General features: G+C 72.2%; 14 protein-coding genes. 13 read left to right on the plus strand and 1 reads right to left on the minus strand.

What is annotated here, in order from left to right:
* Positions 1 to 8: 8 nt before the first annotated feature.
* From aroB to nusB, 4 genes are all read left to right on the plus strand, one after another.
* The gene (aroB, locus tag ACQP2H_RS10905; protein WP_219469717.1) at positions 9 to 1085 is read left to right on the plus strand and encodes a 3-dehydroquinate synthase; all 1077 of its coding nucleotides are present in this window, start codon (positions 9 to 11) and stop codon (positions 1083 to 1085) included.
* On the plus strand, positions 1082 to 1537 hold the full coding sequence (aroQ, locus tag ACQP2H_RS10910; RefSeq protein ID WP_208570157.1) for a type II 3-dehydroquinate dehydratase: 456 nt from the start codon (positions 1082 to 1084) through the stop codon (positions 1535 to 1537). Before aroB ends, aroQ begins: the two co-directional genes overlap by 4 nt.
* 139 nt (positions 1538 to 1676) lie before the next feature.
* Positions 1677 to 2234, plus strand: a complete 558-nt coding sequence (gene efp / locus ACQP2H_RS10915; RefSeq protein ID WP_091253160.1) for an elongation factor P — start codon at positions 1677 to 1679, stop codon at positions 2232 to 2234.
* Between the two features lie 23 nt (positions 2235 to 2257).
* Positions 2258 to 2668 carry a transcription antitermination factor NusB gene (gene nusB / locus ACQP2H_RS10920; protein ID WP_208570213.1) on the plus strand — a complete coding sequence of 137 codons (411 nt, stop codon included), beginning with the start codon at positions 2258 to 2260 and terminating at the stop codon, positions 2666 to 2668.
* Positions 2669 to 2785: 117 nt separating this feature from the next.
* On the opposite strand, the gene bldD is transcribed toward nusB, so the two are convergent.
* Positions 2786 to 3274, minus strand: a complete 489-nt coding sequence (gene bldD / locus ACQP2H_RS10925; protein ID WP_013285505.1) for a transcriptional regulator BldD — start codon at positions 3272 to 3274, stop codon at positions 2786 to 2788.
* A 287-nt stretch (positions 3275 to 3561) separates the two neighbouring features.
* On the opposite strand from bldD, the gene pyrR reads away from it, so the two are divergent.
* The 9 genes from pyrR (at position 3562) to mihF (ending at position 15546) form a co-directional block, all read left to right on the plus strand.
* Positions 3562 to 4143 (plus strand): bifunctional pyr operon transcriptional regulator/uracil phosphoribosyltransferase PyrR, encoded by a 582-nt coding sequence (gene pyrR / locus ACQP2H_RS10930; RefSeq protein WP_088645219.1) that lies wholly within the window; start codon positions 3562 to 3564, stop codon positions 4141 to 4143.
* 49 nt (positions 4144 to 4192) lie between these two features.
* Positions 4193 to 5146 (plus strand): aspartate carbamoyltransferase catalytic subunit, encoded by a 954-nt coding sequence (locus tag ACQP2H_RS10935; RefSeq protein WP_208570158.1) that lies wholly within the window; start codon positions 4193 to 4195, stop codon positions 5144 to 5146.
* Entirely contained in the window at positions 5143 to 6474 is a 1332-nt protein-coding gene (locus tag ACQP2H_RS10940; protein ID WP_208570159.1) for a dihydroorotase, read from the plus strand. Before ACQP2H_RS10935 ends, ACQP2H_RS10940 begins: the two co-directional genes overlap by 4 nt.
* Positions 6475 to 6652: 178 nt before the next feature.
* Positions 6653 to 7858 carry a glutamine-hydrolyzing carbamoyl-phosphate synthase small subunit gene (carA, locus tag ACQP2H_RS10945; protein WP_219469723.1) on the plus strand — a complete coding sequence of 402 codons (1206 nt, stop codon included), beginning with the start codon at positions 6653 to 6655 and terminating at the stop codon, positions 7856 to 7858.
* Positions 7851 to 11279, plus strand: a complete 3429-nt coding sequence (gene carB, locus ACQP2H_RS10950) for a carbamoyl-phosphate synthase large subunit (RefSeq protein ID WP_433232499.1) — start codon at positions 7851 to 7853, stop codon at positions 11277 to 11279. The genes carA and carB overlap by 8 nt, the downstream gene beginning before the upstream one ends.
* Before the next feature lie 226 nt (positions 11280 to 11505).
* Entirely contained in the window at positions 11506 to 12558 is a 1053-nt protein-coding gene (locus ACQP2H_RS10955) for a quinone-dependent dihydroorotate dehydrogenase (protein WP_219470873.1), read from the plus strand.
* Positions 12559 to 12864: 306 nt separating this feature from the next.
* Positions 12865 to 14139 (plus strand): adenosylmethionine--8-amino-7-oxononanoate transaminase, encoded by a 1275-nt coding sequence (locus tag ACQP2H_RS10960; RefSeq protein WP_433232501.1) that lies wholly within the window; start codon positions 12865 to 12867, stop codon positions 14137 to 14139.
* Positions 14140 to 14214: 75 nt separating this feature from the next.
* The gene (gene pyrF / locus ACQP2H_RS10965; RefSeq protein WP_219469730.1) at positions 14215 to 15054 is read left to right on the plus strand and encodes an orotidine-5'-phosphate decarboxylase; all 840 of its coding nucleotides are present in this window, start codon (positions 14215 to 14217) and stop codon (positions 15052 to 15054) included.
* A 174-nt stretch (positions 15055 to 15228) separates the two neighbouring features.
* Entirely contained in the window at positions 15229 to 15546 is a 318-nt protein-coding gene (gene mihF / locus ACQP2H_RS10970; protein WP_067309448.1) for an integration host factor, actinobacterial type, read from the plus strand.
* Positions 15547 to 15556 lie beyond the last annotated feature (10 nt).

Below are 15556 nucleotides of genomic sequence, written 5' to 3' on the forward strand. Positions count from 1 at the left end.
TCCCGGCGATGGACGAGGTGACCCGGATTCCGGTCGGCGGCGAACGGCCGTACGACGTACTGGTCGGGCGGGGCCTGCTGGCCGAGCTGCCCGCGTTGCTGCCCGACGCGACCCGGGCGGCGGTGCTGTACGCGCCGCCCCTACGGGCGTTGGCCGAGGAGATCGGCGAGCGGTTGGCCGGGGCGGGGGTCACCCCGCTGGCGATCGAGGTGCCCGACGCCGAGGCGGGCAAGCGGGTCGAGGTGGCCGCCGACTGCTGGGAGCAGCTCGGTGCGGCCGGCTTCACCCGTACCGACGCGGTGGTCGGGGTGGGCGGCGGTGCCGTGACCGACCTGGCCGGCTTCGTCGCGGCCTGCTGGCTGCGCGGGGTGCAATGGGTGCCGGTGGCGACGTCGCTGCTCGGCATGGTCGACGCCGCCGTCGGCGGTAAGACCGGAGTCAACACGGGGGCCGGCAAGAACCTGGTGGGGGCCTTCCACCCGCCGGTCGGGGTGCTGGCCGACCTGGGCACGTTGGACAGCCTCCCGGCGGCCGACCTGGCCGCCGGGCTGGCCGAGGTGGTCAAGTGTGGCTTCATCGCCGACCCGGCGATCCTGGACCTGGTCGAGGGGGACCCGGCCGCCGCCGTCGACCCGACCGGCCCGGTGGCCCGGGAGCTGATCGAGCGGGCGATCCGGGTCAAGGCCGACGTGGTCTCCGGTGACCTGCGCGAGTCGGGTGTCCGGGAGGTGCTCAACTACGGGCACACCCTGGCCCACGCGATCGAGAAGGTCGAGGGGTACCGCTGGCGGCACGGGCACGCGGTCTCCGTCGGCACCGTCTATGCCGGCAGCCTGGCCCGGTTGGCCGGTCGGCTCGACGCGGCGACCGCCGAGCGGCACCGCAGCGTGCTGACCGCGCTGGATCTGCCGACCAGCTACCCGGCGGACGCCTGGCCGGACCTGCTGGCGGCGATGCGGGTGGACAAGAAGGCCCGGGGCAGTCGACTGCGGTTCGTGGTGCTCGACGGGCTGGCCAGGCCGGCAATCCTGGACGGCCCGGACGACGAGCTGCTGCACGCCGCCTACCGGGAGGTCAGCCGGTGACCACCGCCACCCCCCGGGTGTACGTGCTCAACGGGCCCAACCTGGGCCGGCTGGGCACCCGTCAGGTCGACGTGTACGGCGTTACCAGCTATGCCGACCTGGTGACGCTCTGCGTCGAGACGGGCCGCGAACTGGGGCTGGACGTGGTGGTCCGGCAGACCGACGCCGAGCACGAGCTGCTGGGCTGGCTGCACGGGGCGGCGGACGAGGGTGCGGCGGTGGTGCTCAACCCGGCGGCCTGGTCGCACTACTCGATCGCGGTGCGGGACGCCTGCGCGTTGCTGCGTGCGCCCCTGGTCGAGGTGCACATCTCCAACATCCACGCCCGGGAGGAGTTCCGGCACCACTCGGTGGTGTCGGCGGTGGCCACCGGCGTCATCTGTGGGCTCGGCGTGGACGGTTACCGGCTCGCGCTGCGGCACCTCGCCACCCGGCTCGGCGGGGCCGACTGACCCCCGCTTCCGTCACTGTGCGTGACGGTCGGGGTGGTCGGTGGCGGCGGGGCGGTCCCCGGCCGCCGGAACCGCCGCCGATTAGACGCAGCTAGTAGACTTGCCAGGTCTGTCCGCCAATTGATGATCAAGGCAGGAAATGGCATCCACCAACGACCTCAAGAACGGCCTGGTACTCAACCTCGACGGGGAGCTCTGGGCCGTCGTCGAGTTCCAGCACGTCAAGCCCGGTAAGGGTGGGGCGTTCGTCCGCACGACGCTGAAGAACGTGCTGTCCGGCAAGGTCGTCGACAAGACCTTCAACGCGGGCACCAAGGTCGAGACCGCCACCGTCGACAAGCGCACCATGCAATACCTCTACGCCGACGGCGAGGACTACGTCTTCATGGATCTGGAGACGTTCGACCAGATCACCGTCCCCGGCGGCACCGTCGGCGAGGCCGCCAACTACCTCCTCCCGGAGGCCGAGGCGACCGTCGCCACCCACGAGGGTGTGCCGCTCTACATCGAGCTGCCGACCAGCGTGGTGCTCCAGGTCACCTACACCGAGCCGGGTCTGCAGGGCGACCGGTCGACCGGCGGCAACAAGCCGGCCACCGTGGAGACCGGCGCGACCGTGCAGGTGCCGCTCTTCATCACCACCGACGAGAAGATCAAGGTCGACACCCGCGACGGCCGTTACCTCGGCCGGGCCTGATGGCCGAGGGCGCCAAGCAGCAGATGCCGGCGCGTCGCAAGGCGCGTAAGCGGGCGCTGGACGTGCTCTTCGAGGCGGACCTGCGGGACCGGCCTCCGGTCGAGGTGCTCGCCGGCTACGTCGAGCGGATCGAGAAACCGCGTCCCGAGCACCTGGACTACGCGGTCGGTCTGGTCGAGGGGGTCGCCGCGCACCTCGACCGGATCGACGAGGTGATCGCCAGCTACGCCGAGGGCTGGACCCTGGACCGGATGCCGGCGGTCGACCGCAACCTGGCCCGGATCGCCGTCTACGAGCTGCTCTACGTCGACGAGATCGACGACGCGGTGGCGATCAGCGAGGCGGTGGAGCTGGCCCGGCAGATGTCGACCGACGATTCGCCGCGCTTCCTCAACGGCATCCTCGGCCGGATCGCCGAGTACGCCACCCGCTGACCGGGTCGCGCGCGTGCCGCCCCACCAGGGCCGGTCCGCGCCGCCGGGGGCGGGAGACGGTGTGACAGAAGGGCCCGTGCCGGACGGCACGGGCCCTTCGACGTCAGCGACCGCGGATCAGGAGGCGAAGAACGCCCGCGGGTCGGCGACCAGCACACCGTGCTCGGTGAGCCGCTCGATCAGCCCGGACGGCGAGGCGTCGTAGACGATCGCCAGGGCGCGCAGGTCGTCGGCGCGGATGGAGAGCACCCGGCCGTTGTAGTCGCCCCGTTGCTGCTGGATCGCCCGGGCGTACCGGGCGACGTAGGCGAGGTCCTCGGAGGCCTCGTCGTAGAGCCGCTCCAGGTCCAGGACGATCTTGCTGGTGGGCTCGTGCCGTACGCCGCTGCCGTCGGGCAGCAGCTCCGAGACGGGTACGCGGTAGAAGTCGGCCAGCTCCGCCAGCCGGGACACGGTGACGGCCCGGTCGCCGCGCTCGTACGAGCCGACCACCACCGCCTTCCAGCGTCCGTTTGACTTCTCCTCCACCCCCTGCAGGGACAGGCCCTGCTGCTGGCGGATGGAGCGCAGGCGGGCGCCCAGCGACTTGGCGTATTCAGAGGGCATTCGGACACTCCCAGTGCTGTGCTTTGGGGTTCTCCCAGCGATCGCTACGGAGCGTGACGGTACGGGGATTGCGACACGTGGTCAAGTGCTCGTGACATTCCCATCGGAGATAGCGGGGGAGTTGTCCGGATTTCACCGTCCTGATCCAGGGATCAGTGGGTCGCGGTGAACCGCGAGGTGACCGCTGGTAACGTGGCCGCCAGCCCCGGTCGGGCCACCCTGACCCGACCGGACACCCCCGACATCCTTTAACGACCCGTCCCGTGAGGCGGGGAAGGAGGTCCGCCGTGGCCTGCCCACCGGCTGCCCATCCGTCGCCCGAGCGACAACCCTCGGTGAAGGTGATCCTCGCCAGCGCCGACGTCCAGCGCGTCGTCGACCGGATCGCCCACCAGATCCTGGAGAAGACCCAGGGCGCCGCCGACACCGTCCTGCTGGGAATCCCCACCCGGGGCGCCCCGCTCGCCCGACGGCTCGCCGCCCGGATCAGCACCTTCGAGGACGTCGACGTCCCGGTCGGGGTGCTCGACATCACTCTCTACCGCGACGACCTGCGTCGGCACGCCACCCGTGCGGTCGGCCCGACCCAACTGCCCCCGGGCGGCATCGACGGCAAGCGGGTCGTCCTCGTCGACGACGTGCTCTTCTCCGGCCGTACCGTCCGGGCCGCCCTCGACGCCCTCAACGACGTCGGCCGACCCGCCTCGGTGCAGCTCGCCGTGCTGGTCGACCGGGGCCACCGGGAACTGCCGATCCGCGCCGACTACGTCGGCAAGAACATCCCGACCGCGCTCGCCGAGAGCGTCAAGGTCACCCTCGTCGAGACCGACGGCGCCGACGAGGTCCGACTCTGCGGGGGGACCCGGTGAGCGCGCCGCGACGGCATCCGGCAGACGCGAACGAGAGGCGGCCCCGCCCGTGATCAGACACCTGCTCTCCGGGGCCGACCTGGACGCCGACACCGCGACCCAGATCCTCGACACCGCCGCCGAGATGGCCACCGTCGCCGGCCGCGAGGTCAAGAAGCTCCCGGCGCTGCGCGGCCGGACCGTGGTGAACCTCTTCTACGAGGACTCCACCCGGACCAGGATCTCGTTCGAGGCCGCCGCCAAGCGACTCAGCGCCGACGTGATCAACTTTTCCGCCAAGGGCTCCAGCGTCACCAAGGGCGAGAGCCTGAAGGACACCGCGCTGACCCTCCAGGCGATGGGGGCCGACGCGGTGGTCGTCCGGCACCCCGCCTCCGGGGCCCCGCACCGCCTGGCCAACTGGGTGGACGGGTCGGTGGTCAACGCCGGCGACGGCACCCACGAGCACCCCACCCAGGCGCTGCTCGACGCGTACACCATGCGGGCCCGACTGGGTCGGCTCGCCGGCCTGCACGTGGCGATCGTCGGCGACGTCCTGCACTCCCGGGTGGCCCGCTCCAACGTCCTGCTGCTGAGCACCCTCGGCGCCAAGGTCACCCTGGTCGGCCCGCCGACGCTGATCCCGGTCGACTGGGCCGCCCGCGCCGGCGTCGGGTCCGTGGCGACCGACGCCGACCCCGGCACCGACGTCTGCTACGACCTCGACGCGGTGCTGCCCGGGGTGGACGTGGTGATGATGCTGCGGGTGCAGCGGGAGCGGATGAACGACTCCTACTTCCCGTCCGCCCGCGAGTACGCCCGCCGCTACGGGCTGGACGGGCCACGGATGCGCCGGCTGCCCGAACACGCGATCGTCATGCACCCCGGGCCGATGAACCGGGGGATGGAGATCACCCCCGAGGTCGCCGACTCACCCCGCTCCACCATCGTCGAACAGGTCGCCAACGGGGTCTCCGTGCGGATGGCCGTGCTCTACCTGCTGCTCGGAGGAAACAACCGGTGACCGCGTACCTGATCACGAACGTGAGCGTCGTCGGCGGCCCGCCGACCGACCTGCTGATCCGCGACGGCGTCGTCGCCGAGACCGGAGCCGGGCTGACCGACCCGGAGGCCGCCGTCATCGACGGCACCGGCCTGGTCGCCCTGCCCGGCCTGGTCGACCTGCACACCCACCTGCGCGAGCCCGGCCGGGAGGACGCCGAGACGGTCGACTCCGGCTCCCGGGCGGCGGCGCTGGGCGGCTACACCGCGGTCTGCGCGATGGCGAACACCTCGCCGGTCGCCGACACCGCGGGCGTGGTCGAGCAGGTCTGGCGGCTCGGCCGGCAGGCCGGGCTGGTCGACGTGCAGCCGATCGGCGCGGTCACCGTCGGGCTGGCCGGCGAGCGGCTCGCCGAACTGGGCGCGATGGCCGACTCGGCGGCCCGGGTGCGGATCTTCTCCGACGACGGGCACTGCGTCGCCGACCCCAAGCTGATGCGCCGGGCCCTGGAGTACGTCAAGGCGTTCGACGGGATCATCGCCCAGCACGCCGAGGAACCCCGGCTCACCGAGGGCGCGCAGATGCACGAGGGGGAGGTCTCCACCCGGCTCGGGCTGACCGGCTGGCCGGCCGTCGCCGAGGAGGCGATCATCGCCCGCGACGTGCTGCTCGCCGAGCATGTCGGCAGCCGGCTGCACGTCTGCCACGTCTCCACCGCCGGCAGCGTCGAGGTGCTGCGCCAGGCCAAGGCCCGGGGGGTACGGGTCACCGCCGAGGTCACCCCGCACCACCTGCTGCTCACCGACGAGGTGGTGGCCGGCCGGGGTGAGCAGGCCAGCCCCGGGCTCTCGCCCGACTGGAGCCCGACGGCCAGCTACGACCCGGTCTTCAAGGTCAACCCGCCGTTGCGGACGGGCACCGACGTCGCCGCGCTGCGCACCGCGCTCGCCGAGGGCGTCATCGACGTCGTCGCCACCGACCACGCCCCGCACGCGGTGGAGGACAAGGAGTGCGAGTGGGCGTACGCCCGGCCGGGCATGCTCGGTCTGGAGACGGCGCTGTCCATCGCCCTCGACGTGCTCGGCCCGCAGTGGGACCTGATCGCCGACCGGATGTCACGGACCCCGGCCCGGATCGCCGGACTCGACGGCCACGGCCTCGACCCGGCACCCGGGGTACCGGCCAACCTGACCCTGGTCGACCCGGCCGCCCGACGCGTGATCGAGCCCGCGGAGCTGGCCAGCCGCAGTCGCAACACCCCGTACGCCCGCATGACGCTGCCGGGTCGCATCGTGGCGACCTTCCTGCGCGGCGAGCCGACGGTCCTGGACGGAAAGGCTGTCAAGTGATCCGAGCGAGGAACGTAGCGAAGCGGAGTCCCGCAGTCCGGATCGGAGGTGGGCGCGTGATCCGAGCGAGGAACGTAGCGGAGCGGAGTCCCGCAGTCCGGATCGGAGGTGGGCGCGTGATCCGAGCGAGGAACGTAGCGGAGCGGAGTCCCGCAGTCCGGATCGGAGGTGACGTGTGATGGGTAGGCGCAGATCGGCGATCCTGGTCCTGGAGGACGGGCGCACCTTCCACGGTGAGGCGTACGGCAGTGTCGGGGAGACCTTCGGCGAGGCGGTCTTCAACACCGGGATGACCGGCTACCAGGAGACCCTGACCGACCCGTCCTACCACCGGCAGGTGGTGGTGCAGACCGCCCCGCACATCGGCAACACCGGCGTCAACGGCGAGGACGACGAGTCCGACCGGATCTGGGTCGCCGGGTACGTGGTGCGCGACCCGGCCAGGATCGGTTCCAACTGGCGGTCCACCGGCGGCCTGGAGGACCGGCTCGGCGTCGAAGGTGTGGTCGGCATCGCCGGGGTGGACACCCGGGCGCTCACCCGGCACCTGCGCGAACGTGGTGCGATGCGGGTCGGCATCTCCAGCGTCGAGGACGACCCGCGCGCCCTGCTGGAGCGGGTCCGGCAGTCCCCGCAGATGGTCGGCGCGGACCTCTCCGCCGAGGTGAGCACCGCCACCCCGTACGTGGTCGAGGCCGAGGGCGAGCACCGCTACACCGTCGCCGCGCTGGACCTGGGCATCAAGCGCAACGTGCCGCGGCGGCTGGCCGCCCGGGGGGTCACCACCCACGTGCTGCCCGCCAACTCCAGCATCGACGACCTGCTGGCCACCGGCGCGGACGCGGTCTTCTTCTCGCCCGGCCCGGGTGACCCGGCGACCGCCGACGGGCCGGTGACGCTGGCCCGGGAGGTGCTGAGCCGGCGGATCCCGCTGTTCGGCATCTGCTTCGGCAGCCAGATCCTCGGCCGGGCGCTCGGCTTCGGCACCTACAAGCTGGGCTACGGCCACCGGGGCATCAACCAGCCGGTGCTCGACCGGGCCACCGGCAAGGTCGAGGTGACCAGCCACAACCACGGCTTCGCGGTGGCCTGGCCGGGCCGCGAGCCCGGGGCGGCGGCCGGCGCGGTCGTCCCCGACGAGGTCATCGAGACCGAGTTCGGTGGCGTGCAGGTGTCGCACGTCTGCCTCAACGACAACGTCGTCGAGGGGCTGCGGGCCGTGGACGTGCCCGCCTTCACCGTCCAGTACCACCCGGAGGCGGCAGCCGGCCCGCACGACGCCGACTACCTCTTCGACCGCTTCGCCGAGCTGATCGAGGGCCGTGGCCCCGACGGGCAGCCCGGTGCGGGCCGGAACCACAGCGAGGGGCGCACGAATGCCTAAGCGCGACGATCTCAAGCACATCCTGGTGATCGGCTCCGGGCCGATCGTGATCGGTCAGGCCTGCGAGTTCGACTACTCCGGCACCCAGGCCTGCCGGGTGCTGCGCAGCGAGGGGATCCGGGTCAGCCTGGTCAACTCCAACCCGGCGACCATCATGACCGACCCGGAGTTCGCCGACGCCACCTACGTCGAGCCGATCACCCCGGAGTTCGTGGAGCTGGTCATCGCCAAGGAGCGCCCCGACGCGCTGCTGCCGACCCTGGGCGGGCAGACGGCGTTGAACACGGCGGTCGCCCTGCACGCGGCGGGCGTCCTCGACAAGTACGGCGTCGAGCTGATCGGCGCGAACATCGAGGCGATCAACCGGGGTGAGGACCGCCAGCTGTTCAAGGAGATCGTCGCCAAGGCCGGCGTACGGCTGGGGCTGGCCGACCCGGCCGGCCTGGTGCCCCGGTCGCGGGTCTGCCACTCGATGGACGAGGTCCGGGAGACCGTCGCGGAGCTGGGCCTGCCGGTGGTGATCCGGCCGTCGTTCACCATGGGCGGACTGGGTTCCGGCATGGCGCACACCGACGAGGACCTGACCCGCATCGCCGGGTCCGGCCTGGCCGCCAGCCCGGTGCACGAGGTGCTCATCGAGGAGAGCGTGCTCGGCTGGAAGGAGTACGAACTCGAGCTGATGCGCGACCGGCACGACAACGTGGTGGTGGTCTGCTCGATCGAGAACATCGACCCGATGGGCGTGCACACCGGCGACAGCGTCACCGTCGCCCCGGCGATGACGCTCACCGACCGGGAGTACCAGAACCTGCGTGACCTGGGCATCGCGGTGCTGCGCGAGGTCGGGGTGGACACCGGCGGCTGCAACATCCAGTTCGCGGTCAACCCGGCCGACGGCCGGATCGTGGTGATCGAGATGAACCCCCGGGTGTCCCGGTCGTCGGCGCTGGCGTCGAAGGCCACCGGCTTCCCGATCGCCAAGATCGCCGCGAAGCTGGCCATCGGCTACACCCTCGACGAGATCCCCAACGACATCACGTTGAAGACGCCGGCGGCGTTCGAGCCGACGCTGGACTACGTGGTGGTGAAGATCCCCCGGTTCGCGTTCGAGAAGTTCCCCGGCGCGGACCCGGAGCTGACCACCACGATGAAGTCGGTCGGCGAGGCGATGAGCCTGGGCCGTAACTTCACCGAGGCGCTCAACAAGGCGATGCGCTCGATGGAAACCAAGGCGTCGGGTTTCTGGACCACCCCGGACCCGCAGGGGGCGACGCGGGAGAACACCCTCGCCGCGCTGGGGACGCCGCACGACGGGCGGCTCTACACCGTCGAGCGGGCGCTGCGGCTGGGCGCGTCGGTCGCCGAGGTCGCGGCGGCGTCCGGCGGTATCGACCCGTGGTTCCTGGACCAGATCGTCAGCCTGGTCGAGCTGCGGACCGAGATCGTGGCCGCCCCGGTGCTCGACGCCGACCTGCTGCGCCGGGCCAAGCGGGCCGGGTTGTCCGACCGGCAGCTCGCCGCGCTGCGCCCGGAGCTGGCCGCCGAGGACGGCGTGCGCACCCTGCGGCACCGGCTCGACGTGCGCCCGGTCTACAAGACGGTGGACACCTGCGCCGCCGAGTTCGAGGCGACCACCCCCTACCACTACTCGACGTACGACGAGGAGACCGAGGTCGCCCCGTCGGACCGGCCGAAGGTGCTGATCCTCGGGTCGGGGCCGAACCGGATCGGGCAGGGCATCGAGTTCGACTACTCCTGCGTGCACGCCGTCCAGGCGCTGCGTGCCGCCCCGCTGCCCGACCCGGACGGGTCCGGTGCCGGATCGGGTTCCGGCGGTGGGTCCGGTGCCGGCGGTGGGTCCGGTGCCGGCGGCTACGAGACCGTCATGGTCAACTGCAACCCGGAGACGGTGTCCACCGACTACGACACCGCCGACCGGCTCTACTTCGAGCCGCTGACCTTCGAGGACGTGCTGGAGGTGTGGCACGCCGAGGACTCCTCCGGGAAGGCGGCCGGCGGCCCCGGCGTGGTCGGGGTGGTCGTGCAGCTCGGTGGGCAGACCCCGCTGGGGCTGGCGCAGCGGCTCAAGGACGCCGGGGTGCCGGTGGTCGGCACCTCCCCGGAGTCGATCCACCTGGCCGAGGAGCGCGGCGCGTTCGGCCTGGTGCTGGCCCGGGCCGGCCTGCGTGCCCCGGCACACGGCATGGCCACCTCGTACGACGAGGCGAAGGCGATCGCCGACGAGATCGGCTACCCGGTGCTGGTGCGCCCGTCGTACGTGCTCGGCGGGCGGGGCATGGAGATCGTCTACGACGACGCCACGCTGCGCGACTACATCGGGCGGGCCACCGACATCTCCCCGGACCACCCGGTGCTGGTCGACCGGTTCCTCGACGACGCCATCGAGATCGACGTGGACGCGCTCTGCGACGCCGACGGTGAGGTCTACCTGGGCGGCGTGATGGAGCACATCGAGGAGGCCGGCATCCACTCCGGCGACTCGTCGTGCGCGCTGCCGCCGATCACGCTGGCCGGTTCGCACCTGACCGAGGTACGCCGCTACACCGAGGCGATTGCCCGGGGGGTGGGGGTACGCGGCCTGCTCAACGTCCAGTACGCCCTCAAGGACGACATGCTCTACGTGTTGGAGGCGAACCCGCGGGCCTCGCGTACCGTCCCGTTCGTCTCCAAGGCCACCGCCGTGCCGTTGGCGAAGGCGGCGGCCCGGATCGCCCTCGGCGCGACCATCGCCGAGCTGCGCGCCGAGGGGCTGCTCCCGGCGACCGGCGACGGTGGGGTGCTGCCGCCCGACGCCCCGATCGCGGTCAAGGAGGCGGTGCTGCCGTTCAAGCGGTTCCGCACCCCGGCCGGCAAGGGTGTCGACTCGTTGCTCGGCCCGGAGATGAAGTCCACCGGCGAGGTGATGGGCATCGACACCAGCTTCGGGCACGCCTTCGCCAAGAGCCAGTCCGCCGCGTACGGCTCGCTGCCGACCACCGGGAGGATCTTCGTCTCGGTGGCCAACCGGGACAAGCGGGCCATGATCTTCCCGGTCAAGCGGCTGGCCGACCTGGGCTTCGAGATCGTCGCCACCACGGGTACCGCCGAGCTGCTGCGCCGGCACGGCATCGCCTGTGAGCAGATCCGCAAGCACTACCAGGCGGGCGAGGGCGCGGACGCGGTGTCGATGATCCTCGCCGGTGACGTGGCCCTGGTGGTGAACACCCCGCAGGGCTCCGGCGCGAGCGCCCGCTCGGACGGCTACGAGATCCGTAGCGCCGCCGTCACGGCCGACATCCCGTGCATCACCACCGTGCCGGGGGTGGCGGCGGCGGTGATGGGCATCGAGGCCCGCATCCGGGGCGACATGCGGGTACGCCCCCTCCAGGAACTCCACGCCGCCCTCCGGGCCGCCCAATGACCCCCCACCCCCCGCTCGGTCCGCGCTCCCCGCTCGGTCCGCGCTCCCCGCTCAGGCCGGTGATCAAGAGGTTTCGGTCACCGGACGGCGGTTGTGGTGACGCAAACCTCTTGATCACCGACGAGGGCGTCACCGACGAGGGCGTCACCCATGAGGGCTCCGGCCGAGGGGGCGTCACCGACGAGGGTGCCGGCCGGGGGAGTGTCGGTTGGGGGGCCGGGGCGTGGTGATGTTCGAGAAGGGGGTCCGGAGGGCGCTGTTCCGGATCGGGGGCGGGGACGCCGAGGCGGCGCACGAGTGGACGTTGCGGCGGTTGGCGACCCTGTCGCGGCGGCCGGCGGCGCTGGCCCTGCTGCGGGCCCGCAACCTGCACCGGGCGCCCCGGACGGTGTTCGGGGTGGAGTTCCCCAACCCGGTGGGCCTGGCGGCGGGGATGGACAAGAACGGGGTGGCCCTGCCGGCCTGGCCGGCGCTGGGGTTCGGCTTCGTCGAGGTGGGCACGGTCACCGCGCACGCCCAGCCGGGCAATCCCCGGCCCCGGCTGTTCCGGCTGCCCGACAGCGCGGCGGTGATCAACCGGATGGGCTTCAACAACGCCGGCGCGCAGGCTCTGGCCGACCGGCTGGCCGCGCTGCCCCGCCCGCTCGGGGTGCCGCTGGGCATTTCGCTCGGCAAGTCCAAGGTGACCCCGCTGGACGAGGCGGTCGAGGACTACCTCGCCTCCTACCGGGCGTTGCGGGGGCACGGTGACTACTTCGCGGTCAACGTCTCCTCCCCGAACACCCCGGGTTTGCGGTCGTTGCAGGACAAGGCACACCTGGATGCCCTGCTGACCGCCCTGGTGGGGGAGAAGCCCGTCCTGGTGAAGATCGCCCCGGACCTCACCGAGCCGGCCGTGGCCGAGCTGTTGGAGGTCTGCCTGGCCCGGGGTGCGGCCGGCGTGATCGCCACCAACACCACCCTGGGCCGGGCCGGTCTCGCCCCCGCCGACGCGGAACGTGGCGCGCAGGCCGGCGGCCTGTCCGGTCGTCCGCTGACCGGACGGGCCCGGGAGATGGTCGCCTTCGTCCACCGGGAGACCGGCGGTCGGCTCCCGGTGATCGGCGTCGGTGGCATTCTCGACCCGGACGACGCGGCCCGGATGTTCGACGCCGGTGCCAGTCTGGTCCAGCTCTACACCGGTTTCATCTACCGGGGCCCGGCTCTGGTCCGGGCCGCCGCCCGCGTCTCGACCGGGTCCGGGATGCCGACGGGTGATCCGGCGGTGAGCGGCCGGTGATCCGGCGGGCGCGTCCGGTGTATCCGGTCGTGCCCGCCGTGGTGCCGCCCGGGAGCCGATCCGACCCCGGCCGGGCCGCCGCGCACCGCCACGGGCGCGGCGCGTGACACCCGCGCGGGTCGCCGCCGCCGCAGCCCTGCGGCGGTCCGGGGGCGTCGCTGTCCCTGTCGCCGCGCAGCCGGGGCGGGGCGTGGCCGTCGGGGCCACCGTGCGGCAGGTCCAGACCCGCCGCCGTCGCCGTCAGGGCAGCAGAGCAGCGCAGGCCGCCGGTGGTGCGGCGGCTGACGAGGGTACGGAGGAACGCGCGTGACGCCCGAGCAGATCCTGGCCGTCGACCGGGCCCGTGTCTGGCACCCGTACGCGGCGCTGCCGCCGGCTCACCCGCCCTATGTGGTGCACAGCGCCGAGGGTGTCCGGCTGCGGCTGGCCGACGGCCGGGAACTGGTCGACGGGATGTCGTCGTGGTGGGCGGCGATCCACGGTTACCGGCATCCGGTGCTGGACGCGGCGGTCACCGACCAGCTCGGCCGGATGAGTCACGTGATGTTCGGCGGGCTCACCCACGAGCCGGCGGTCCGGCTGGCCGAGACGCTCGTCGAGTTGGCCCCGGACGGCCTGGAACACGTCTTCCTGGCCGACTCGGGCTCGGTGTCGGTCGAGGTGGCGATCAAGATGTGCCTGCAGTACCAGCGGGCCACCGGCCGGCCGCAGCGCCGTCGGCTGGCCACCTGGCGGGGCGGTTATCACGGGGACACCTTCCACCCGATGAGTGTGTGCGACCCCGAGGGCGGGATGCACCACCTGTGGGGCGACGTGCTGCCCCGGCAGGTCTTCGCACCGAGGCCGCCCGGTGGCTTCGCCGACCCGCCCGACCCGGCGTACGTGACGGCGCTGACCGACGCGGTCGCCCGGCACGCCGACGAGTTGGCCGCGGTGATCGTCGAGCCGGTGGTGCAGGGGGCCGGCGGGATGCGCTTCCACCACCCGGGGTACCTGCGGGTGTTGCGCGAGGTGACCCGGGCGCACGGGGTGCTGCTGATCTTCGACGAGATCGCCACCGGGTTCGGCCGGACCGGGCGGATGTTCGCCGCCGACCACGCCGGGGTGACCCCGGACGTGCTCTGCGTGGGCAAGGCGCTCACCGGGGGCTACCTGACCCTCGCGGCGGCGCTGTGCACGCCGGAGGTGGCCTGGGGGATCTCCGCCGACGGGGTGTTGGCACACGGCCCGACGTTCATGGGCAACCCGTTGGCGTGTGCGGTCGCCAACGCCTCCCTGGGGCTGTTGCGGGCCGGTGACTGGGTCGCCGGGGTCGCCCGGGTGGGTGCGGGGCTGCGGGCCGGCCTGGAGCCGTTGCGCGGGACGCCAGGGGTGGTGGACGTGCGGGTGTTGGGTGCGATCGGCGTGGTGCAGTTGGACCACGAGGTGGACGTGGCGGCGGCGACGGCCGCTGCGGTGGCCCGGGGCGTGTGGCTGCGCCCCTTCCGCGACCTGGTCTACGCCATGCCGCCGTATGTGACCGGGGAGGACGACGTGGCCCGGATCGCGGCCGGGATGACCGCTGCGGTGGCGGCCGGCTGACCGGCCGCCCGGGGCCGACGCCGCGGTGGCGACCGCCGCTCGCGGTGAACGCAGGAGCAGACGAGAGGAGCATCGATGGAGACCTTCGGATTTCGATTGCACCGGGCGGTGGCGGAGCGTGGGCCGCTGTGCGTGGGCATCGACCCGCATCCCGGGCTGCTGGCCCGCTGGGGGCTGCCGGACGACGTCGACGGCTTGGAGCGGTTCGCCCGGACCGTCGCGGAAGCGCTCGGTGACCGGGTTGCGGTGATCAAGCCTCAGTCGGCCTTCTTCGAGCGATTCGGGAGCCGCGGAGTGGCGATTCTTGAGTCAACTATCCGACAGTTGCGCGAAGCTGGCGCGCTCGTTCTCCTCGACGTCAAGCGTGGCGACATCGGTTCGACCGTCGCCGCGTACGCCTCCGCGTACCTTGATCCATCCAGCCCGCTGTATGTCGACGCGGTCACCGCGAGCCCCTACCTGGGAGTAGGTTCGCTGGCCCCGATGTTCGAGTCGGCCGTCGCGCACGGTGGCGGAGTGTTCGTGTTAGCGCTCACCTCCAACCCCGAGGGGGCTCAGGTGCAGCGTGCCGTCACGGCCGGTGGGCGGACGGTCGCGCAGCTTGTTATCGATGAGATTTCGCAGCTCAACAGGGGTGCGGAACCGCTCGGCAGCATCGGGTTGGTGGTCGGCGCGACCATCGGCGACACCGGTCACGACCTGTCCCGGGTCAATGGCCCACTGCTCGCGCCGGGGCTCGGCGCCCAGGGTGCGACGGCCGCCGACCTACCCACCGTGTTCGGTTCGAACCTGTCCGCAGTGCTGCCGTCGTACTCCCGGGAGGTGCTCAACGCGGGCCCGGACGCCGACGCGTTGCGGGCCGCCGCGGACCGGGCGGTGGCCGACTGCCGGCACATCCTGGCTGCCCGACACTGACTGACGGCTCGGTCACTTTACGTTGATCATCGCGCGTCCACGTTGCCGAAAGCTCCGCCGAACGCTAGTTTTCCCCGCGCTGGGAACCACGGACCCCTTTGGTTTTCAGCGACACCACGTTTCACAGAGCGACGGTGCGTTCCGCCCGTCGCGATAGGGACCTGAGGAGAACTGGTGCCGCTCCCGTCACTGACCCCCGAGCAGCGCGCTGCCGCGCTGGAAAAGGCCGCGGAGATCCGCAAGGCCCGTGCTGAGCTGAAGGAGCAGCTCAAGCAGGGCAAGACCACCCTGGCCGCCGTCCTTGCGCGAGCCGAGTCCGACGACGTCGTCGGCAAGCTCAAGGTGTCGGCCGTGCTGCAGGCGATGCCGGGTATCGGAAAGATCCGGGCCACCCAGATCATGGAGAAGCTCAAGATCGCCGACAGCCGCCGTCTGCGTGGTCTGGGCGAGCAGCAGCGTAAGGCGCTGCTTGGAGAGTTCGCCGCCAACTGATCGCCGCAGC

Source organism: Micromonospora sp. CA-248260 (assembly GCF_050942205.1).
Taxonomy (GTDB): domain Bacteria; phylum Actinomycetota; class Actinomycetes; order Mycobacteriales; family Micromonosporaceae; genus Micromonospora; species Micromonospora antibiotica.

Excerpts from the sequence above, each read along its gene's own strand:
- aroB (WP_219469717.1), top strand. The coding sequence starts at position 9 with ATGGACGAGGTGACCCGGATTCCGGTCGGCGGCGAACGGCCGTACGAC.
- efp (WP_091253160.1), top strand. The coding sequence starts at position 1,677 with ATGGCATCCACCAACGACCTCAAGAACGGCCTGGTACTCAACCTCGAC.
- nusB (WP_208570213.1), top strand. The coding sequence starts at position 2,258 with ATGCCGGCGCGTCGCAAGGCGCGTAAGCGGGCGCTGGACGTGCTCTTC.
- bldD (WP_013285505.1), bottom strand. The coding sequence starts at position 3,274 with ATGCCCTCTGAATACGCCAAGTCGCTGGGCGCCCGCCTGCGCTCCATC.
- carA (WP_219469723.1), top strand. The coding sequence starts at position 6,653 with ATGGGTAGGCGCAGATCGGCGATCCTGGTCCTGGAGGACGGGCGCACC.
- carB (WP_433232499.1), top strand. The coding sequence starts at position 7,851 with ATGCCTAAGCGCGACGATCTCAAGCACATCCTGGTGATCGGCTCCGGG.
- pyrF (WP_219469730.1), top strand. The coding sequence starts at position 14,215 with ATGGAGACCTTCGGATTTCGATTGCACCGGGCGGTGGCGGAGCGTGGG.